Genomic DNA, 20,393 nt, shown 5'->3' with positions numbered 1-20,393 from the left:
TCGGGCTGGGCTGCAACACCGTGTTCGCAGCGATTCCCCCGCGTCAGGCTATGCCAAATCGCCCCGCACGCACGGGGAATTTGAAAGGAAATCGCGCGTTTTTGTCCGGCCCGCCGCGGCCGGGCGCGGGATGGAAAAAGGGCGGCCCGGGATCTGCCCGGACCGCCCCTGTTGCGCGATGGAAGAAGGCTTCAGCCGCCGAACTTCTGTTCCAGCCACTTCTCCAGCCAGTGGATGTTGTATTCCCCGGTCTGGATATCCGGCTCGGCCAGAAGCGCGTCGAACAGCGGGATCGTGGTTTCGATGCCGTCGATGATCAGCTCGCCCAGGGCGCGGTGCAGACGTGCCAGCGCCTCGGGCCGGTCGCGGCCGTGGACGATCAGCTTGCCGATCAGGCTGTCGTAATAGGGCGGGATCGAATAGCCGCCGTACAGCGCCGAATCCATCCGCACGCCCAGCCCGCCGGGGGCGTGGAAGACCTTGACCTTGCCCGGACGCGGGGCGAAGTCGGGCAGGCGTTCGGCGTTGATGCGGACCTCGATCGCGTGGCCGTTGATCTCGAGATCCTTCTGTTCGAAGGACATCGGCAGGCCCGAGGCGACGCGGATCTGTTCGCGCACGAGGTCGACACCGAAGATCGCCTCGGTCACCGGATGTTCGACCTGCAGGCGGGTGTTCATCTCGATGAAGAAGAACTCGCCATCCTCATAGAGGAACTCGATCGTGCCGGCGCCGATGTAGTTGATCTTCTGCATGGCCTCGGCGCAAATCTTGCCGATCTTGGCGCGCAGGGCAGGGGTGATCGCGGGGCCGGGGGCCTCCTCGAACACCTTCTGGTGGCGGCGCTGCAGCGAACAGTCCCGCTCGCCCAGATGGACCGCCTTGCCCTTGCCGTCGCCGAAGACCTGGATCTCGATATGGCGGGGCTTCTGGAGGTACTTTTCGATATAGACTTCGTCATTGCCGAAGGCGGCTTTGCTCTCCGACCGCGCGGTGCGGAAGGCGATCTCCAGCTCTTCGGCGTTCTTGGCGACCTTCATGCCGCGACCGCCGCCGCCGGCGGTGGCCTTGATGATGACCGGGAAGCCGATCTTGGCGGCCACACCAATTGCCGTCTCATAATCGGCCACACCACCATCCGAGCCGGGCACCACGGGAATCCCCAGCGCCTTGGCGGTTTCCTTGGCGGTGATCTTGTCGCCCATGATGCGGATATGTTCCGCGTTCGGTCCGATGAAGGTCAGGCCGTGGTCTTCCAGCGCCTGGGCGAAGCTCGCGTTTTCCGACAGGAAGCCATAGCCGGGGTGGACCGCCTGCGCGCCGGTGATCTCGCAGGCCGAGATGATCGCGGCCTTGTTGAGATAGCTCAGCGTCGAGGAGGCCGGGCCGATGCAGACGGATTCGTCGGCCATCCGCACATGCATCGCATCGGCATCGGCGGTCGAATGGACCGCCACCGATTTGATGCCCATTTCCTGGCAGGCGCGGATCACGCGCAGGGCGATCTCGCCGCGGTTGGCGATGAGGATCTTGTCGAAGATGGGCTGGGTCAAAATCCAGCCCTCACTCGATGATCATCAGGGGGGCGCCGTATTCGACGGCCTGACCATCGGTCGCAAGGATGCGCTTGACCACGCCGGCGCGCGGGGCGGGGATGTGGTTCATCGTCTTCATCGCCTCGATGATGAGGACGGTCTGGCCCTCCGAGACGGTGGCGCCGACGGTCACGAAGGCCGCGGCACCCGGTTCGGCGGCGAGGTAGACCGTGCCGACCATCGGCGAGGTCACGGCACCCGGATGCTGGGCCGGGTCTTCCGGCGGTGCGGCAACGGCGGCGGCGGCAGCAGCCGGGGCGGCCATCGGTGCCGGCGCATACTGCGGGGCGGCCTGCATCACCGGGGCCGCCATCTGCACGACCGGCGCCTTCTTGACCACCTTCACGTCAAGGCTGTCACGCTCGCCATACTCACGCTTGACCGACAGTTCGGTCAGGTCGTTCTTGTTCAGCAGTTCTGCGAGAGCCGAGATGAAGGCCACGTCCGCATCGGGGGAATTTTTGCTCATGCAATCCTCTGTTGGCGTCTTTGTGTGCTGCCGTCCCCCGGTATCGCGCAGGGGGCGGATTGTCCCGGGGCCAAGGGGCCGAACGGGCGCTGGATGGCCCCATATACGGCAGGAGTGCCCAAAGGAAAAGCATCCGATGCGCTTTGGCCCAAATGGATGCGAATTCTTCACTTCGACGAATATTTACCGTTTGATAAAAAAACGGACCTGTGCCAGCCTGAGTTGAGGAGATCATCCCAAAGACGCACCGGTTTCAACGCCGGGCCATATCAGCCGGGGAGGCTACCCATGTCGAACTCGCCCCAGACGCCTGGGATCGCAGCGTCACGTTTGCCCGCCGAGGCCGTGGCCGAGAATTTCGCCCATTACATGCCGGCCTATGACAGCCACGAGGCGCGGGTGGCGGCGGATCGCTGCTATTTCTGCCATGACGCGCCCTGCATGACGGCCTGTCCGACCTCGATCGACATTCCGCTTTTCATCCGACAGATCGCCACGGGCACGCCCGAAGCTGCGGCCAAGACGATCTTCGCCCAGAACATCATGGGCGGCATGTGCGCCCGGGTCTGCCCGACCGAGACGCTCTGCGAGGAGGTCTGCGTGCGCGAAGTGGCCGAGGGCAAGCCGGTCGAGATCGGCCGCCTCCAGCGTTATGCCACCGATACATTGATGGCGAAGGGCGTGCATCCTTTCACCCGCGCCGCCAGCACCGGCAAGAAGGTCGCCGTGGTCGGCGCCGGGCCTGCGGGCCTGTCCTGCGCGCATCGTCTGGCGCTGCATGGCCATGAGGTGACGGTCTTCGAGCGCCGCCCCAAGGCCGGCGGCCTCAACGAATTCGGCATCGCCGCCTATAAGAGCACCGACGACTTCGCCGCGCGCGAGGTCGAATGGCTGCTGAAGATCGGCGGCATCACCATCCAGAACGGCCGCGAGTTGGGCCGCGATTTCACCCTCGCCAGCCTTGAGGCGGAGTATGACGCGGTCTTCCTCGGGATCGGTCTGGCCGGCGTCAATGCGCTGAACGCGATGGGCGAGGATCTGACCGGCGTCGCCAATGCGGTCGATTTCATCGCCGAACTGCGCCAGGCTGCGGATAAGTCGAAGCTCCCCGTCGGCCGCGATGTGGTGGTGATCGGCGGCGGCATGACGGCGGTGGATGCCGCGGTGCAATCGAAACTTCTGGGCGCGCAGAACGTGACCATGGTCTACCGCCGCGGCAAAGAGAACATGAGCGCCTCGGTCTACGAGCAGGAGCATGCGACCTCGCATGGCGTGACGATCCTTTATGGCGCAAGCCCGGTCCGGATCATCGGCAATGGTGCGGTCGATCTGGTCGAATTTGCCTATGAGGGCGGCGAGCATTTCACCATCAAGGCCGATCAGGTCTTCAAGGCCATCGGCCAGACCCTGGTGGGCGAACCGATCCCCCGCGACGGCAAGAAGCTGGTCAAACGCGCCGGCAAGGTCTGGGCCGGTGGCGATTGCGCGGCGGGCGGCGAGGATCTGACCGTCACCGCCGTCGCCGAAGGCCGCGACGCGGCGGAAGAGATCAACGCGGTTCTGCGCGGTGCCCGGTCGTGATGCGCCGCGAGGATTCCAGGGGCGCCAGGGGCCGATCAGGCTTGTGTCCGGGGGACACAAGCCCGGCCCCTTGGCCGGAGGCGCAAGCCGCAGGCCAAGTGGCGTTGAGCCCGACCTGCGCTTTGGGCACGGGACGCGACTGCCTGGGCGGGCGCGTCTTCGCGCCTGCCAAGCGGCAGGCAGGCGCGGCCCGTGCGCCGGGCGCACGGGCGGGAAAGATCCATATGCGCCACATGCCCAAGTCACTTGCCTTGGGCAAGGCCACCCCATTCCATCCGCGCTGGACCCGCAGCGCTTTGTCAGGAGCCTGACCCATGGCAGACCTCACTTCAAACTTCATCGGCATCAAATCCCCCAACCCGTTCTGGCTGGCTTCCGCGCCGCCGACCGACAAGGCCTATAACGTCGAGCGCGCCTATGAGGCGGGCTGGGGCGGGGTGGTCTGGAAGACCTTGGGCTCCGAAGGGCCGCCGGTCGTCAACGTCAACGGCCCGCGCTATGGCGCGATCTGGGGTGCGGACCGCAGGCTTCTGGGCCTCAACAACATCGAGCTGATCACCGACCGGCCTTTGCAGACCAACCTCGACGAGATCAAGATGGTCAAGCGCAAGTGGCGCGACCGGGCGCTGGTGATCTCGCTCATGGTGCCCTGTGACGAGGAAAGCTGGAAGGACATCCTGTCGCGCATCGAGGATACCGAGGCGGACGGGGTCGAACTCAACTTCGGCTGCCCGCATGGCATGGCCGAACGCGGCATGGGCTCGGCTGTGGGGCAGGTCCCGGAATATATCGAGATGGTGACGCGCTGGGTGAAGAAACACTCCCGCATGCCCTGCATCGTGAAGCTGACGCCCAACATCACCAATATCCTCGGGCCGGCCGAAGCGGCCAAGACGGGCGGCGCGGATGCGGTGTCCTTGATCAACACGATCAACTCGATCACCTCGGTCAACCTGGACTCCTTCAGCCCCGAGCCGATGATCGACGGCAAGGGCACCCATGGCGGCTATTGCGGGCCGGCGGTCAAGCCGATCGCGCTGAACATGGTGGCCGAGATCGCGCGCAGCCGCGCCACGGCGGGCATCCCGATCAGCGGCATCGGCGGGGTCACCACCTGGCGCGACGCGGCGGAGTTCATGGCGCTTGGCGCGGGCAATGTGCAGGTCTGCACTGCCGCCATGACCTATGGCTTCAAGGTGGTGCAGGAGATGATCTCGGGCCTGTCGGAATATCTGGATGCCAAGGAGATGAGCCTCTCGGATCTGGTGGGCAAGGCCACGCCCAATGTCACCGACTGGCAGTACCTCAACCTCAACTACGTCACCAAGGCGCATATCGACCAGGATGCCTGCATCAAATGCGGGCGCTGCTATGCGGCTTGCGAGGATACCAGCCATCAGGCCATCGCGATGAAGCCGGGCCGGGTCTTCGAGGTCAAGGATGACGAATGCGTCGCCTGCAACCTCTGCGTCAATGTCTGCCCGGTCGAGGATTGCATCACCATGGTCGAGCTGCCGAAGGGCGCCATCGACGAACGCACCAAGCGCCCGGTCGGCGATTATGCCAACTGGACGCAGCACCCCAACAACCCCTCGGTCGCGGCGGCGGAATAATCCGCCACCGCCTTGGGATATTGCGACAGGCGTCGGGCGAAAAGCTTGACGCCTGTCGTTTTTTCGCCAAACTTTCCCGCATTGCAGGGTCATCACAGGCGCCCCTCCGCCGGGATTTCGCGGCCAGGGCGGTCATTGTTCGAAGGGGAGTTTGGCATGGCGATTGTCCGCGAGGCGGCGAAAACCTGGGTCCATGAGGCCAGCGAGTTCAACATCAGATCGGTCGATGGCGTGGTCCGCTCGGATGGCAGGATCGTGCTGGGCTGGGCCGGTGGCGGGTCCGACTTGAACGGTCTGGTCAAGATCGGCCTCTTGGACGAGTCCAACGATGTCGTCACCGCCGTGCAGGCGACCTCCTATGCCCAGGCCGCGGGTGGTTTGCCTGCTGCGACCGTGCTGAAGATCGACCTCGAGGCCGGGCCGAACGGGCAGGTCGCAGCCCTTCTGCCGATGTCGGAGGCGGGCAGCGACCTCAACCCCGCGCTGCTGGTGCAGCGTTATTCCGGCACGGGCACGGCAGGGGCGGCGGTTCCGGTCAATCCGGCGACGCCGGGGGATGCGACCCAGCCCTATTCCGCTCTCGTCTATGGCGCGAATGGTGGCTATTCGGTGTTTTTCTATGAACAGGTGTCGAACGCCAACGGCTCGAACGGCATTCGGGTGGCGCGTTTCAACGCCGATGGCAGCGTGCTGGAGGCGCCCAAGCTGGTGATCGCCGACCACACCAACAGCGGCCTCGTGACGACCGAGGCCAACCCGATCATGGTGGACGCGACCCGGATGGCCAATGGCAATGCCGCCCTGGTCTGGACCGAATCCACCGCCTTCGCTTCGCCCACCTTCGGCACGCCCAAGGTGATGTTCCAGACCGTCAGCGCCAGTGGCACCGCCCTCGGCACCGCGGTGGAGATCGACGGCACCTCGGCCCAGCAGGCGCAGATCGTCACCATGCAGGGCGGGCGGATGGTGGTGGCTTGGCTCGACAGCAGCCCCAATTCCTCGGCCACGGGGTCGATCGGGGTCTGGAAGGCGCAGCTGATGACGGCGGCGGGGGCCAAGATCGGGTCGGCTTTCGAGATTTCCTCCTCCGTCACCAACCAGGAGGCGGATCTGTCGCTGGTGGCGCTGGGGGATGGCGGTTTTGCCGCCGGCTGGCGCGATGTGTCGAACCAGACCCTGCTGGGGCGGATGTTCAGCGCCGATGGCAAGGCCAAGGGCGCCGATTTCGCGCTGGTGGATACCGAGCTGCAATTCGCCAATGGCCATGCCACGCTGATCGCCAAGGGCTCCGCGCTTTATACCGCGGTCTATGGGCTGAACCCGACGGTTGGGGCGGGCTTCGTGCTGCAGGGTCAGGTCTTCGACACCGCCGCCTCCTGGGGGCTCCGCCGCGATGGCCTTGCGGGCGCCGATGCGATGACCGGGGCCGGGCTGGACGATGTGCTTTCGGGTCTTGGCGGGCGCGACACGCTGCGCGGCAATGACGGCAACGACAATCTGAGCGGCGGGCTGGCGGCGGACAAGATCTATGGCGGCGCGGGGTTCGACATGATCCGCGGTGGCGCCGGGGCCGACCTTCTGTCGGGGGGCGCGGGGGCGGACAGTTTCCTTTTCGCCAGCGCGGCCGATGGCGGCGACAGGATCACCGATTTCGACAGCGCCGGGGGCGACCGGCTGATCTTCACCTCCGCCGGTTTTGGCGGGGCGACCGGCATCCTCAGCGGGGCGACGCTCAACACCAGCCACAAGGGCCTGTTCTTCAACACCAGCAGCGGGGTTCTGACCTATGACGCCGATGGTGCGGGCGGGGTGGCGGCCAAGACCATCGCCACGCTGACCGGGGTGACGGCGCTGGCCTTCGACGATTACCTCTTCGTCTGACGCGGCGGGCTTGACTTGACCGGCCCGGCGAGGCTCGATCCGCACAGGCCCGCTGCAAGGCGCGCCGCAAGCAGGGGAGCAGCGACGATGACAGCGCAGGACCATCCGCAGGGCGCCGGGCGATCACCGGCCCTTCAGGCGGTGATCGCGGCCCTGCCCGCCGCCTTCGCGCCCGAGGTCGCGGCAGGAGAGCGGGCCGCGCCGGGTGCGCCCGGCCTTGACGCTGTCGGGCGGGCGGCGCTGTCGCTGGCGCTGGCGCGTCTGGCAGAGCCCGGCCCGAAGGGGCAACCGCGCGGGCTGGCCTTGGCGATGGCGACCCTGTTGCCCAAGGCCCTTGCCCCCTTGCAAAGCCGCAGCGATGCCCTGGCCCCCTTGGCCGAGGCACTGCTGGCACTGGCGCCAGACATGGCCTGGACCGTCCGCACCCGGATCGGCCCCCATGCCAGCCCGGATTTCGCCACCCGCCACGCCAATACGCTGCTCGTCGGCCCCGGCGGGCTGGAGGAGCGCGGCGATGTCTGGCTTGGCCTCAGCCTGATGGCGCCGGGCATCCGCTATCCCGACCACGACCATCCGCCGGAGGAGGTCTACCTGACGCTGAGCGAGGGCGATTTCTGGCATGCGGGCGAGGATTGGCTGCCGCGCCAGCCCGGCCAGACCTTCTACAACCGGCCCGGCATCCTTCACGCCATGCGGGCGGGCGCGGCGGCGCCGTTCCTGGCGCTCTGGCTTCTGCCGGTTCAGCCGGGCTGAGGCGGCTCAGAACTTGCCGTAAAAGGCCGAGATGTCGAAATAGACCTGATGCTCCTTGCCCTGATGGCGGAAGGTCAGCAGGTCATGGGGCTTGCCGTGGATCTCGAGCAGGCCCTGTCCCAGCATCTGGTAGCCGGGGTAATGTGCGGCCAGCCAGTCATATTCGGCCTGCACGCCGTCAAAATCGCCGCTGGCCCCGGTGATCACCACGGCCCGCGCGGCAGAGGCGCCATCGCCGCCGCCGTAGCGGATCTGCGCCAGGGCCTGCACAGGGGTCAACAGCAGAACGAGGGCCAGAACCGGCCACATCCCGCCGAAAGAGGGCATGGAGCCAAAAACCCGCCGCTGCATCTTTCAAATCCCCCGGATCATCGCCAAGTATCAGGAAAGGCTAAGGCCAATCCCATCATACGGCAAGGTAAGCGCATGCAGTACTCTCTTCTTGATCTGGCCCCGGTGGCCGAGGGCCAGTCCAGTGCCGAAGCCTTGCGCAATTCGCTGGACCTGGCCCGCCATGCCGAGGCCCTGGGCTATCACCGCTACTGGCTGGCCGAACATCACAACATGCCGGGGATCGCCTCGGCGGCGACCTCGGTGGTGATCGGCCATGTCGCGGCGGGGACAAAGAGCATCCGGGTCGGCGCGGGCGGCATCATGCTGCCAAACCATGCGCCCCTCGTCATCGCCGAACAATTCGGCACGCTAGCGGCGCTGTTTCCCGGCCGGATCGACCTCGGCCTCGGCCGGGCGCCGGGCACCGACATGGCGACGGCGCGGGCGCTGCGCCGCCATCTGGAATCCTCGGACGATTTTCCGCAGGATGTGATGGAGCTGATCCATTACATGGACGACGCCGACCCCGCCGCCCGGGTCCGCGCCTTTCCGGGCGAGGGGGCCAAGGTGCCGGTCTGGATCCTCGGCTCCAGCCTTTATGGCGCGCAGCTCGCGGCTTATCTCGGCCTGCCCTATGCCTTTGCCAGCCATTTCGCCCCGGCCCAGCTGGCCGAGGCGGCGCATGTCTACCGGACGACCTTCCGCCCCTCGGTCTGGCGCGAGCGCCCGCATTTCATGATGGCCGTGGGCCTGCATGCCGCGGCGACCGATGCCGAGGCGCAGTACCTGCGCTCCTCGCAGATCCTGTCCTTTGCCCGGCTGCGCTCGGGACAGCCAGGCCGGCTGCCGCCGCCGCAGGCCGATCTGTCGGGGATCGCCCCTTCGGTGATGGCCGGGGTGAACGAGGCGCTGTCCTGCGCCGCCGTCGGCGGGCCGGAGACGGTGCGCGCGCGGCTCGCCGCGCTCATCGCCGAATACCAGCCCGACGAGGTCATGCTGACCGGCATGATCCATGACCACGCGGCGCGGCGCGAGTCGTTCCGGATCGGGGCCGAGGCGATGCTGGCGCTGGGGGCCAAGGCCTCGGGCCCGGCTGCGGCGCCAAGCGCGGTCGCCGCTGCCTGACCGGGGAGCGTCTCAGGGCGTGATCAGGGTCAGACGCTGGCCCGGTCCCGCCTCGCGCAGCTCTTTCTCCACCAGATGCGGGCGGGGCAGGGAGGGGGCAATCACGAAGATCCGCCCGTCATAGCCCAACTCGGCGAGCCGTTCGACCGCGGCGGTGGCGTCATAGCTGCCGGCGAAAAGGCGGATCACCACCACGGTCGGCATCACGCTGGCCAGAAGATCGTCGTCAAGGTCGGCCAGGCGGTGATGCACGGCGTCGGGCAGGGGAATCGGCCCCTGGGGCACCATCAGTCCGGCACAGTCGAGGGCGAGGAACCGCTCTTCGGCACCTCCCGAAAGAGTGACCAGCCTGGGATACATAGGGGCGCGCGGGGTTGGCATCGAGGTCGAATCACCGAAACTACACGGGCCAGTCTGCAACCCAAGCGAGCGGGTTTCTATCTAATGATCGCAGAACGGGAAAGCGGGTGTCGCTGATGGACCTTCTCGGCGATGTTATGCATGAATGCTGTGCCGAATGAAGGAAATTCCATGGATGACGCGACACTGACCCAGCTTTTGGCAGGCCTGCCCCTGGCCACGGTGATGATCGGGGCAGATGAGCGGATCATCGCGGCCAATGCACCGGCCGAGCGGCTTCTGGGCGCCCATCTGGTCGGGCGGCCGCATGCTTTCGTGCTGCGCCAGCCCGAGGTCCTGCAGGCCATCGCCGCCGCCGCCCGCACCGGCCGCAAGGCCGAGGCGCGCCACATCATCCCGGGGCCGAGCCATGAGGTGATCCACCGCTGCACCGCGGCGCCGGTCGGCGAGGGGGTGCTCTGCTCCTTCGAGGATCTGTCGGACCGCGAGCAGATGGATGCGATGCGGCGCGACTTCGTGGCCAATGTCAGCCATGAGTTGCGCACGCCGCTGACCTCGGTCCTCGGCTTCATCGAGACGCTGCGCGGCCCGGCCCGCGACGATGCCGCGGCACGCGACCGCTTTCTGGCGATCATGCAGACCGAGGCGGAGCGGATGGTCCGCCTCGTGCGCGATCTGTTGCACCTGTCCAAGGTCGAGGCGCAGGAGCGTCAGCGCCCGACCGGCCGCCATGACATCGCCCGGCTGATCGTCTCGGCGGTGCATTCGCTGCGGCCGCTGGCCGAGGCGAACCGGGTGAAACTGACCCTCTCCGGGCTGGACCAGCCGGTCACGCTGATTTCCGACCCCGACCAGATCACCCAGGTGGCGACCAATCTGGTCGAGAACGCGATCAAATATGGCGGGCCGGGCAAGGAGGTGCTTGTGGCCCTGACCCGCGAGGACAGCCCGCGCGGCCCGAAACTGCGCCTTTCGGTCACCGATCAGGGCGAAGGGATCGATTCCTTCCACATCCCGCGCCTGGCCGAGCGGTTCTACCGCGTCGACGGCCACCGCTCGCGCGAGAAGGGGGGCACGGGCCTCGGCCTCGCCATCGTCAAGCACATCGCCCACCGCCACCGCGGCCGGCTGGAGATCGTCTCGGCCCCCGGCAAGGGATCGACCTTCTCGGTGGTGCTGCCCGAGGGCCCGGCCTGACCGCGCGACGATTTTTCGGCGAAAAATCGGGTCTCTGCGCCGAGGGAAGGCACAAGGGGCCCCCCGGATCTTTCGCAGAAAGATCGTGGCCCGCAGCGGCAAAGCTCTTTTTTGACCCCGCTGCCGGATCGCAACGGCCGATCGCGCCACGATTTTTCTGCGAAAAATCGGGACTCGGCTCCCTAGGTTAGATCAGCGTGACCCCGTTCTGATCTTTCGCAGAAAGATCGTGCTGCGCCGCCCCGCAGCTTCCCCGCCGGAACCTCTGTCATAAACCTGTTACACAACTGTCGCAAAACTGCAGGCTAAGCAGCCTAAACGCAGGCCACGAAGGGCGGCCACTCGGGCCTCCCTCTGACGCAGGACAGGAGATAACGATGTCCCTCATGAAAGTTTCCGCCTCGGCTCTGGCGATCCTCGCCGCCTCGGCTCTGACCGCTTCCGCCCGTGACCAGCTGCAGATCGCCGGCTCCTCGACCGTGCTGCCCTTCGCCACCATCGTGGCCGAGGCGTTTGGCGAGCAGGGCACCTTCAAGACCCCGGTCGTCGAAGGTGGTGGTTCGGGCGCTGGCCGTGCCGCGCTGTGCAAGGGCGTGGGCGAAGACACGATCGACGTCGCCAACTCCTCCTCGCGGATCAAGCAGTCGGACATCGACACCTGCAAGGCCAATGGCGTCACCGACATCATGGAAATCAAGATCGGCTATGACGGCATCGTCTTCGCCTCGGACATCAACGGCCCGGATTTCGCCCTGAAGCCCGCCGACATCTATTCGGCCATCGGTGGCAAGGTCGCCAAGGACGGCGCGCTGGTTGCCAATACCGCCAAGACCTGGGCTGACGCCACCGCCGGCCTGCCGGCGCAGGACATCCTGGCGCTGATCCCGGGCTCCAAGCACGGCACCCGTGAAGTCTTCGACACCAAGGTGATCGAGGCCGGCTGCAAGGCCACCGGCGCTTATGACCTCTACAAGGCCGCCTCGACCGGTGCCGACGACAAGGCCAAGGAAAAGGACGCCATCGCCGGCTGCCACACCCTGCGCTCGGACGTCGTGACCGAGATCGACGGCGACTATACCGAGACCCTGTCGCGTCTGGCCGCCAACAAGAACGCCATGGGCGTCTTCGGCCTGTCCTTCTACGAGAACAACACCGACAAGCTGAAAGTCGCGACCGTGGACGGCATCGTCCCCTCGACCGCGACCATCGCCGACGGGACCTATCCGGTGTCGCGCCCGCTCTACATGTATGTGAAGAAGCAGCACATCGGCGTCGTCCCCGGCCTGCAGGAATACCTCGACTTCTTCGTCTCCGATGACATGGCCGGTCCGGAAGGCAAGCTGATCGAATACGGTCTGGTGGCTGACCCGAACCTCGCCCAGACCCAGGCCGATGTGAAGGCCGACAAGGTCATGGACCCGCTGAAGTAAGACCCCTGAACGACGGGCGCGCGGAGCTTTGGTTCCGCGCGCCTTTTCCTGCCTGATGCCAAATGTCCTGACATCTCCGACCCGAAGGTAAATCATGAGCCTTGGCCTTTTGTGCCTGATCCTGCTTGGCCTCGCCGCCCTTGGCCATGTGCTGGGCCAGCGCCGCGCGGTTGCCGCTGCAGGTGGCGATATCCGCAAGTTGCATTCCCTCCCCGCCTTCTACGGCCGGATCACCGCACTTGGCGTGCTGGTTCCGGCCTTTGCCCTTGTCGTGGTCTGGCTTCTGGCCGAGGGCTTCGTCATCCAGCATGCCGCCCTGTCGCATATCTCCGCCGCTGACGTGCCCGAGGGCAGCAGCGTCGATCTGGTCATGGCCGATGTCACGCGCCTTGCCGCCGGGCTGAACACGCTGGCCGCAAGCGGCGCCGATACCCATGCCCTGAGCCTCGATCCCGCGGCGCTGAAGGCCGCGCTCGGCAATGGCGGCGTGGCGATGGGCAATGACCCGAACCCGACGATGATCGCCGCGGCCGAGGCCGTGCGCTCGACCGGGCATCTGTCGCGGCTTCTCCTCTCGATCTTCGCGCTGGTCCTGGCTGGCGCCGGTCTCTTCTGGGGCCTGAGCCGGATCACGCCCGAGTTCCGCGCCCGCAATGCCACCGAATATGTCGCGATGGGGCTGCTGATCGCGGCCTCGCTGATCGCGGTGCTGACCACGGTCGGCATCGTTATGTCGCTTCTGGGTGAAACCATCCATTTCTTCCGGCTCTACCCCGCGTCGGAGTTCTTCTTCTCCACCAAGTGGAACCCGAAATTCGGCGGCGGCTCCTCGCTCGGCATCTGGCCCTTGGTCTGGGGCACGATCTATGTCTCGGTCATCTCGCTGGTCGTGGCCGTGCCGATCGGGCTTCTGTCGGCGATCTATCTGGCGGAATATGCCTCCAAGCGCACCCGCGGCATCGTCAAGCCGCTGATCGAGATCCTCGCCGGCATCCCGACCATCGTTTACGGCCTCTTCGCGCTGATCACCGTGGGCCCGCTGCTGCGCGACTGGATCGCGATGCCGATGGGTCTGGGCAATTCCTCCTCCTCGGTGATGACGGCGGGTCTGGTCATGGGGATCATGGTCATCCCCTTCGTCTCCTCGCTGTCCGATGACATCATCAACGCCGTGCCGCAAAGCTTGCGCGATGGCTCCCTCGGACTCGGCGCCACGCCGTCCGAGACCATCCGTCAGGTCGTCATCCCCGCGGCCCTGCCGGGCATCGTCGGCGCCGTGCTACTGGCCGCCTCGCGCGCCATCGGCGAGACGATGATCGTCGTCCTGGGCGCCGGGGCCGCGGCCAAACTGTCGCTCAACCCCTTCGACGCGATGACCACCGTGACAGTGAAGATCGTGAGCCAGCTGACCGGCGACACCGAATTCGCCTCGCCCGAGACGCTGGTGGCCTTCGCCCTCGGCCTGACGCTCTTCACCCTGACCCTGTGCCTGAACATCGTGGCCCTGGTCATCGTCCGCAAATACCGGGAGCAATACGAATGAGCGACCTCAGCCATTCCACCCCGCATGAGGTGCATTCGCTTTTCGCCCCCGACAAGCGCACCAATGCCCGCAACGCCGCCGAGAAACGCTTCCGCCTTTATGGCATGGTGGCGATCAGCCTGGCCCTTCTGGCGCTACTGTGGCTGATGATCTCGATCTTCACGGCGGGCCTGCCGGCCTTCCGCCAGACCTTCATCCAGATCCCGGTGACCCTTGATGCCGCGGTTCTGGACAAGGCCGGTCACGGCATCCCGTCCGAGATGGCCTCTGTCTCGACCATCGGCTACGGCAAGGTCCTGGCCAAGGCGCTGTCGGCCGAGGTCGCCAAGCGCGGCATCGACATCGGCACGATGAAGGACAAGGACATCGCCGAGATGATCTCGGAGGAATCCGCCGCCGGTCTGCGCAACATGGTGCTGGCCGACCCGAAACTGCTGGGCACCACGATCACCTTCGAGGCCTTGGCCAATGGCCGGATCGACGGCTATTTCAAGGGCCGCGTCACGATGGAAAGTGCCGCCCGCGACAAGAACACCTCGCCCGAGAAGCTGGCCTTGGCCGACAAGCTGCGCGCGGCCGGGGTGATCGAGATGAAGTTCAACCCGGGCTTCCTGACCCGTCCCGATGCCTCCGACAAGCGGCCCGAGGCGGCGGGACTGGGCGTGGCGATCATCGGCTCGCTCTACATGATGTTCGTGGTGCTGGTCCTGGCCCTGCCGATCGGCGTGGCGGCCTCGGTCTATCTTGAGGAATTTGCCCCGAAGAACCGTTGGACCGACCTGATCGAGGTCAATATCGCCAACCTCGCCGCCGTGCCCTCGATCGTCTACGGCATCCTCGGCCTGTCGATCTTCATCAACTTCGCAGGTCTGCCGCAATCGGCGCCCATCGTCGGTGGCCTCGTGCTGACGCTGATGACCCTGCCGCGCATCATCATCCCGACGCGTGCCGCGCTGAAGGCGGTGCCGCCCTCGATCCGCGATGCGGCGCTTGGCATCGGCGCATCCCGGCTGCAGACCGTGACGCATCACGTCCTGCCGCTGGCCATGCCCGGCATCCTGACCGGCACGATCATCGGCCTGGCCCAGGCGCTTGGCGAAACCGCCCCCCTTCTGCTGATCGGCATGGTGGCCTTCGTCCGCGACTTCCCCGGCGCGCCGCCCTCGGGGCTTTTCGACCCGGCCTCGGCCCTGCCGGTGCAGATCTACAACTGGACCCAGCGCGGTGACCCGGGCTTTGTCGAGCGGGCCTCGGGGGCGATCATCGTCCTTCTGGTCTTCCTGATCCTGATGAACACCATCGCCATCATTCTGCGACGCAAATACGAACGCCGCTGGTAAGGTAGGAGAGAGAACATGAAAGACCTCAGACTGGAGCGCGACGTGCAGACTGACACCGCCAAGATCGAAGCCCGTGGGGTGCAGGTCTATTACGGGACCAACCACGCGTTGAAGGATGTCGATGTCGATATCCTCGACAAGACCGTGACCGCTTTCATCGGCCCGTCGGGCTGCGGCAAGTCCACCTTTCTGCGCTGCCTGAACCGGATGAACGACACCGTGGCCTCGGCCCGGGTCGAAGGCTCGATCAAGCTGGAAGGCGAGGATATCTATGACGCCCGCGTCGACCCGGTGCAATTGCGCGCCAAGGTCGGCATGGTGTTCCAGAAGCCCAACCCCTTCCCGAAGTCGATCTATGACAATGTGGCTTACGGCCCGAAGATCCACGGCCTGACCCGCAACAAGGCCGAACTGGACCAGATCGTCGAGGATTGCCTGCGCAAGGCCGCCCTCTGGAACGAGGTCAAGGACCGTCTGTCCGCCCCCGGCACCGGCCTGTCGGGCGGCCAGCAACAGCGCCTTTGCATCGCCCGCGCGATTGCGACCTCGCCCGAAGTGCTTTTGATGGACGAGCCTTGCTCGGCCCTCGACCCGATTGCGACGGCGCAGGTGGAAGAGCTGATCGACGAACTCCGCTCGCAATTCTCGGTGGTCATCGTCACCCATTCGATGCAGCAGGCCGCCCGCGTCAGCCAGAAGACCGCCTTCTTCCACCTTGGCCATCTGGTCGAATATGGCGAGACCGGCACGATCTTCACCAACCCGTCCGACCCGCGCACGGAAAGCTACATCACCGGCCGGATCGGCTGAGGAGGACAACCCATGAACAACGACCGCCACATCGCCTCGGCCTTCGACCGGGATCTTGAAGGGGTGCAGGCCCTTGTCCTGAAAATGGGCGGCCTGGTCGAGGCCGCCATCTCGGACGCGGCCCTGGCGCTGGAGACCCGCGACGAGGCCCTGGCCGAACGCGTCCGCCAGGGCGACAGCGCGATCGACGCGCTGGAAGACCAGGTCAATGCCGAATGCGTCCGCCTGATCGCGATCCGCGCGCCCGCGGCCTCGGATCTGCGCACTGTGCTGACGGTGATGAAGATTGCAGCCTCCCTGGAACGCTGCGGCGACTATGCCAAGAACCTGGCGAAACGCTCGATCGTGCTGGCCAACATGCATTCGATCGAAGGCGCCGCCGGTTCGATCCGCCGGATGGCGCGTCAGGTCGGGCTTCTGCTGAAGGATGCGCTCGACGCCTTCATCGCCCGCGATGTCGGCCTCGCCGAGGCGGTGCGCCAGCAGGACAAGGACGTGGACCAGATGTACACGGCCCTCTTCCGCGAATTCCTGACCCATATGATGGAAGACCCGCGCAACATCACCGCCTGCATGCACCTGCATTTCATCGCCAAGAACATCGAACGCGTCGGCGACCATGCCACCACGATTGCCGAGCAGGTGATCTACCTCGCCACCGGCGCCCTGCCGCTGGAGCCGCGTCCGAAGACCGAATCCGTCATCTCGGGTGACAACTGATGGCGCAACCCACCGTCCTTCTGGTCGAGGACGAGCCCGCACAGCGCGAAGTCCTGGCCTATAACCTCGAGGCCGAGGGCTTCGACGTCCAACGCGCCACCAATGGCGAAGAGGCGCTGATGCTGGTCTCGGAAAGCCCGCCGGACCTGATCCTGCTCGACTGGATGATGCCGCATGTCTCGGGTCTGGAGGTCTGCCGCCGGCTGAAGATGCGCCCCGAGACCCGGGCGATCCCGATCATCATGCTCTCGGCCCGGTCCGAAGAGGTCGACAAGGTCCGCGGTCTGGAAACCGGGGCCGATGATTATGTGATCAAACCCTATTCCATCGTCGAACTGATGGCCCGCCTGCGCGCCCAACTGCGCCGGGTGCGGCCCTCGACCCTCGGCATGGTGCTGGAATGGTCCGACATCAGCCTCGATGCCGAGACTCACCGGGTGATCCGCTCCGGCCAGACGCTGAAGCTCGGGCCCACCGAGTTCCGTCTGCTGGCGACCTTCCTCGAAAAACCCGGCCGCGTCTTCTCGCGCGAACAACTGCTCGACCGGGTCTGGGGCAGGGACATCTATGTCGACAGCCGCACCGTCGACGTCCACGTCGGCCGCCTGCGGAAAGCCCTCTGCGCCTTCGGCGGCGAAGACCCCCTGCGCACCGTCCGCGGCGCCGGCTACGCGCTCGGCTGACAGCTGGCAAGATGGGCAGATTGCCCATCCTACCGGCCAAAGGGCGCGGACATCCCCCCGCACCCCCCATTTGCGCTTTGCCCAAATACTCCCGCCGGAGGCTCAGGCCCGCCCCGGGCACAGGGCCGGGGCGGCTTGCGGCGATCATCGCCCTCCGCCACAGCATCTGTGGTTTCAGCGCGATCTGTAACCTCACCTAACATATCCTGAATTAATTTGATCAAAGTGCGCTGGCTTTTCCCGGCGCTTCTGCTAGTTTTCGTTCTATTGAATGGAGATTCAAAATGAACGCCCCCATCGCAGCCGCCCCGCACCCCCTGTCCAACGCCAATGCCTGGGAGATGGACCGTCGCCACGCGCTCCACCCCTGGACCAACTTCGGCCCCTTCGAGAAGGAGGGTGCTCTGGTCATCACGAAAGGGCAGGGCTGTACCCTCTGGGATGCCGAGGGGCGGGAATATCTCGATGCCGTGGGCGGCATGTGGTGCACCAACATCGGGCTTGGCCGCAAGGAAATGGCCGAGGCGATCGGCGCCCAGGCGCAGAACCTCGCCTTCGCCAACTACTTCGTCGATGTGACCAACGACCCCGCCGCCCGCCTCGCCGCCAAACTGGCCGAGCTGGCGCCGGGCGACCTCAACCGTGTGCATTTCACCACCGGCGGCTCCACCGCCGTCGATACCGCCGTGCGCATGGTCAGCTATTACCACCACGCCCGCGGCTTCCCGCAGAAGACCGACATCGTCGCGCGGGAGAACTCCTACCACGGCTCGACCTACCTCACCCAATCGGTGGGCAAGCGTAACGGCGACAGGGTGGAGGAGTTCCGCTACAAGACCGAGGGCATCCATCACCTGTCCTGCCCGAACCCCTACCGCCGCCCCGAAGGCATGACCGAGGCCCAATTCTGCGACAGCCTGGTGGACGAGTTCGAAGCCCTGATCGCCCGGGTCGGCGCCGACCGCATCGGCGGCTTCATCGCCGAACCGATCCAGGCCTCGGGCGGCATCATCATTCCGCCGGCCGATTACCTGTTCCGCATGTGGCAGGTCTGCCAGCGCCACGACATCCTCTTCATCGCCGACGAGGTGGTGACCGCCTTCGGCCGCATCGGCCACTGGTTCGCGAGCCTGTCGGAGTTCGGCGTCCAGCCCGACATGATCACCTCGGCCAAAGGCCTGACCTCGGGCTACGTACCCCTCGGCGCGCTGATCTTCTCGGACCGGATCTGGAATGTGATGGCCGAGGGCGGCAGCCGCTGGTTCACCACCGGCTTCACCTATTCCGGCCACCCGGTCTCCTGCGCCGCGGCGCTGAAGAACATCGAGATCATCGAGCGGGAGGACCTGCTGTCCCATGCCGCCAAGGTCGGCAGCTATTTCGAGACCCGGATGGCCGGGCTTGCTCATCTGCCCTTGGTCGGCGACGTGCGGGGCCGCAAACTGATGCTCTGCGTCGAAAGCGTCGCCAACCAGGCGACCAAGGAGTTGCTGCCCGATGCCGCCAACGAGAGCAAACGCATCTCCAACCTCTGCGAGAGCCTCGGGCTGCTGGTGAGGCCCATCGGCCATCTGAACGTGATGTCGCCGCCTCTGGTGATCACCGAAAGCCAGATCGATTTCATCGCCGAGACCTTGGAGACCGCGATCCGGCGGGTGACTGATGATCTGGTGCGGGAAGGGTATCGGCTGGGGTAGGGAAGATGGGCAGATTGCCCATCCTACGACAATGGTTTCGCGTGCAGCAAGTTTAGTCGATGCTGCCAATGCGACCCTTGTCGACTGCCCCTATTTCACTTCCCCAAATTGTTTCACCAACTCTGCATGGTGCTTATAGATCGAACTTATCACCTCTGGCGGGCAGGCGATGGATGCAAATTTCAAATCCTCCCTGCAAACCGCCGCCACCGAAAGCTCCAGGGCTATCTCGCTGGCGTCGAAGAAAACTGTGGATTTTTCAATCCCCTCTGGGGATTTTGCGGTAAAAGTGTAATAGGATGTCGCTGGAGAAACTCCAAATGCCGTCGGGATCTGTGACCTGATGCAGTCGATCTTTTCCTGCACGGGCAAATCCTTGGAGACGCCTAACACATATCCCTCTATCTCGTTCTTTTGCGAAGCCTGCCATCTTGAAAGGCATCCATCGGATTGTTCGTATAGTCCGGCCTCAAGGATGGCGCGCACTGGCCCGCCTGTCCCGAAAAGGCCCATAGTCTGCAGGTCATCCTCTTTGGCGCCACGCAGCAGGCCCGGCTTCTCAACGGCGTCGTATCCAAAAATGAGGAAATTTGCGGTTTTTGCGGTACCGAGAGGGTTTCTGAAAATATTGTCTGGAAATCCGATGATGCTCATGTCAGACCGTGCCGCAGTGGTGGCCGACAGGACGCTGGCCAAGGCCCTCAATTGAACGTCATCTTGTTCAATCCCGACAAACTGAACCAAGATTTTGCCTGGCCAAAATGGCAAATCATCAATGTCGATATTTTCCCGGGAAAACCTGTTTCCAGGAAAGGAAAGTTGGTTCACATCTTCGCCAAACGCGCATTCCGCAGCGCAAAGAAAGAAAGCCAAAAGAAAGAGTGTTCGCCGTATCATTTTTAATTCCTTGCAGTCGGCCCTATGCGCAATCCATTCCCAATATAAAAATCCCTGCAAGAATCCTGCCCGTCATCCACGCTTAAAGCAAACGGCTCATGACGCGAGGTTTTCTTTAAGAGGTTGAAAATGGTGAACGCCCGCCATCACTTTTGCAAAATCCACTCCCCGGCGCAAGAATGCTGTGCGGGTTGAACTTATCTGACAAGCGCAAGCATCGGTGGTTGATCCCAGACGGTCACAGGGAAGGGCGAGCCGTGAACCAGGCACTTGTTGCAATTTCCCGTCGGTACCGGACCGGAAAAGTGTATGAGAAAGAATTGCGCAGCATCTTTCGCTCCCGCAGCCACGGCAATGTGGGGCGTG

At 65.1% G+C, this 20,393-nt stretch carries 18 protein-coding genes; 13 read left to right on the top strand and 5 right to left on the bottom strand.

Annotation, left to right across the window (positions count from 1 at the left end; all coding sequences use genetic code 11):
• Window positions 1-191: 191 nt before the first annotated feature.
• Both accC and accB read right to left on the bottom strand, forming a co-directional pair.
• Window positions 192-1,541 (bottom strand): acetyl-CoA carboxylase biotin carboxylase subunit, encoded by a 1,350-nt coding sequence (gene accC / locus AC1DZT_RS03005; protein WP_478005501.1) that lies wholly within the window; start codon window positions 1,539-1,541, stop codon window positions 192-194.
• 22 nt (window positions 1,542-1,563) lie between these two features.
• Window positions 1,564-2,064, bottom strand: coding sequence for an acetyl-CoA carboxylase biotin carboxyl carrier protein (gene accB / locus AC1DZT_RS03000; protein ID WP_478005119.1), 501 nt, complete (start codon window positions 2,062-2,064; stop codon window positions 1,564-1,566).
• A 288-nt stretch (window positions 2,065-2,352) separates the two neighbouring features.
• Between accB and AC1DZT_RS02995 the strand changes: the two genes are divergently transcribed.
• From AC1DZT_RS02995 to AC1DZT_RS02980, 4 genes are all read left to right on the top strand, one after another.
• Entirely contained in the window at window positions 2,353-3,645 is a 1,293-nt protein-coding gene (locus AC1DZT_RS02995; RefSeq protein WP_478005118.1) for an NAD(P)-dependent oxidoreductase, read from the top strand.
• 314 nt (window positions 3,646-3,959) lie between these two features.
• The gene (gene preA, locus AC1DZT_RS02990) at window positions 3,960-5,258 is read left to right on the top strand and encodes an NAD-dependent dihydropyrimidine dehydrogenase subunit PreA (protein ID WP_478005117.1); all 1,299 of its coding nucleotides are present in this window, start codon (window positions 3,960-3,962) and stop codon (window positions 5,256-5,258) included.
• A gap of 156 nt (window positions 5,259-5,414) precedes the next feature.
• The gene (locus AC1DZT_RS02985; protein ID WP_478005116.1) at window positions 5,415-7,139 is read left to right on the top strand and encodes a calcium-binding protein; all 1,725 of its coding nucleotides are present in this window, start codon (window positions 5,415-5,417) and stop codon (window positions 7,137-7,139) included.
• Between the two features lie 87 nt (window positions 7,140-7,226).
• Complete coding sequence (locus tag AC1DZT_RS02980) at window positions 7,227-7,892, top strand: dimethylsulfonioproprionate lyase family protein (protein WP_478005115.1); 666 nt, start codon at window positions 7,227-7,229, stop codon at window positions 7,890-7,892.
• Window positions 7,893-7,898: 6 nt separating this feature from the next.
• Here AC1DZT_RS02980 and AC1DZT_RS02975 read toward each other — a convergent pair whose 3' ends face one another.
• Entirely contained in the window at window positions 7,899-8,243 is a 345-nt protein-coding gene (locus AC1DZT_RS02975; RefSeq protein ID WP_478005114.1) for a hypothetical protein, read from the bottom strand.
• Between the two features lie 75 nt (window positions 8,244-8,318).
• Here AC1DZT_RS02975 and AC1DZT_RS02970 point away from each other — a divergent pair, with 75 nt between their 5' ends.
• Window positions 8,319-9,350, top strand: a complete 1,032-nt coding sequence (locus AC1DZT_RS02970) for an LLM class flavin-dependent oxidoreductase (protein ID WP_478005113.1) — start codon at window positions 8,319-8,321, stop codon at window positions 9,348-9,350.
• Window positions 9,351-9,362: 12 nt separating this feature from the next.
• On the opposite strand, the gene AC1DZT_RS02965 is transcribed toward AC1DZT_RS02970, so the two are convergent.
• Window positions 9,363-9,710 carry a hypothetical protein gene (locus tag AC1DZT_RS02965; protein ID WP_478005112.1) on the bottom strand — a complete coding sequence of 116 codons (348 nt, stop codon included), beginning with the start codon at window positions 9,708-9,710 and terminating at the stop codon, window positions 9,363-9,365.
• Window positions 9,711-9,881: 171 nt separating this feature from the next.
• Here AC1DZT_RS02965 and AC1DZT_RS02960 point away from each other — a divergent pair, with 171 nt between their 5' ends.
• The 8 genes from AC1DZT_RS02960 (at window position 9,882) to AC1DZT_RS02925 (ending at window position 19,130) form a co-directional block, all read left to right on the top strand.
• A complete protein-coding gene (locus AC1DZT_RS02960) occupies window positions 9,882-10,907 on the top strand; it encodes an ATP-binding protein (protein ID WP_478005111.1) in 1,026 nt (341 codons plus the stop codon).
• Window positions 10,908-11,284: 377 nt separating this feature from the next.
• Window positions 11,285-12,337: a substrate-binding domain-containing protein gene (locus tag AC1DZT_RS02955; protein WP_478005110.1), complete on the top strand. Its 1,053-nt coding sequence runs from the start codon at window positions 11,285-11,287 to the stop codon at window positions 12,335-12,337.
• 94 nt (window positions 12,338-12,431) lie between these two features.
• Complete coding sequence (gene pstC / locus AC1DZT_RS02950) at window positions 12,432-13,880, top strand: phosphate ABC transporter permease subunit PstC (RefSeq protein ID WP_478005109.1); 1,449 nt, start codon at window positions 12,432-12,434, stop codon at window positions 13,878-13,880.
• On the top strand, window positions 13,877-15,220 hold the full coding sequence (gene pstA, locus AC1DZT_RS02945; protein WP_478005108.1) for a phosphate ABC transporter permease PstA: 1,344 nt from the start codon (window positions 13,877-13,879) through the stop codon (window positions 15,218-15,220). Before pstC ends, pstA begins: the two co-directional genes overlap by 4 nt.
• A gap of 15 nt (window positions 15,221-15,235) precedes the next feature.
• The gene (gene pstB, locus AC1DZT_RS02940; RefSeq protein ID WP_478005107.1) at window positions 15,236-16,030 is read left to right on the top strand and encodes a phosphate ABC transporter ATP-binding protein PstB; all 795 of its coding nucleotides are present in this window, start codon (window positions 15,236-15,238) and stop codon (window positions 16,028-16,030) included.
• Between the two features lie 12 nt (window positions 16,031-16,042).
• On the top strand, window positions 16,043-16,750 hold the full coding sequence (gene phoU / locus AC1DZT_RS02935) for a phosphate signaling complex protein PhoU (protein ID WP_478005106.1): 708 nt from the start codon (window positions 16,043-16,045) through the stop codon (window positions 16,748-16,750).
• The gene (phoB, locus tag AC1DZT_RS02930) at window positions 16,750-17,433 is read left to right on the top strand and encodes a phosphate regulon transcriptional regulator PhoB (RefSeq protein ID WP_478005105.1); all 684 of its coding nucleotides are present in this window, start codon (window positions 16,750-16,752) and stop codon (window positions 17,431-17,433) included. The genes phoU and phoB overlap by 1 nt, the downstream gene beginning before the upstream one ends.
• A gap of 284 nt (window positions 17,434-17,717) precedes the next feature.
• Entirely contained in the window at window positions 17,718-19,130 is a 1,413-nt protein-coding gene (locus tag AC1DZT_RS02925) for an aminotransferase (RefSeq protein WP_478005104.1), read from the top strand.
• A 90-nt stretch (window positions 19,131-19,220) separates the two neighbouring features.
• On the opposite strand, the gene AC1DZT_RS02920 is transcribed toward AC1DZT_RS02925, so the two are convergent.
• Window positions 19,221-20,027: a hypothetical protein gene (locus AC1DZT_RS02920; protein WP_478005103.1), complete on the bottom strand. Its 807-nt coding sequence runs from the start codon at window positions 20,025-20,027 to the stop codon at window positions 19,221-19,223.
• Window positions 20,028-20,393 lie beyond the last annotated feature (366 nt).

The sequence above is a fragment of the Rhodobacter sp. P1_C2 genome, from assembly GCF_056406375.1.
Note: the sequence above shows the minus strand (reverse complement) of the source record. Positions and strands in the feature narration are given on the sequence as shown.